This window comes from Aminobacter sp. P4_D5 (genome assembly GCF_056401815.1).
Genome location: NZ_JBFUIP010001451.1, coordinates 1 through 509, shown reverse-complemented (window position 1 = coordinate 509; position 509 = coordinate 1). Strand labels below are relative to the sequence as shown.

1 pseudogene is annotated in these 509 nt (G+C 66.2%); it reads right to left on the bottom strand.

Going from position 1 to position 509, the window contains the following annotated elements:
* A pseudogene (gene ureC / locus AC1DWF_RS38915) lies at positions 1–436 on the bottom strand (urease subunit alpha); the annotation flags it as partial.
* Positions 437–509 lie beyond the last annotated feature (73 nt).

Below are 509 nucleotides of genomic sequence, written 5' to 3'. Positions count from 1 at the left end.
CCTCGATCTGCTGCGGGCAGATGAAGTGGATGTGCGGATCGATACCACCAGCCGTGAGGATTTTTCCCTCGCCCGCGATGATCTCCGTCCCCGGGCCGATGATGATGTCCACGCCCGGCTGCGTGTCGGGATTGCCGGCCTTCCCGATGGCGTGGATCAGCCCGTCGCGCAGCGCGACGTCGGCCTTCACCACGCCCCAGTGGTCGAGGATCAACGCATTGGTGATGACGGTATCGGCCGAACCCTGCGCGCGCGTGAGCTGCGACTGGCCCATGCCGTCGCGGATCACCTTGCCGCCGCCGAACTTCACCTCCTCGCCGTAGATGGTGAGGTCCTTCTCGACCTCGATGAACAGCTCGGTGTCAGCCAACCGCACCTTATCGCCCACGGTAGGGCCGTACATGCCCGCATAGGCGGAGCGGGAAAGGCGCGCCATCAGACCTCGCCCTCGACCAGCCCGCGGAAGCCGTGCACCACGCGCAGGCCGAGCAGCGGGATCAGCTTCACCT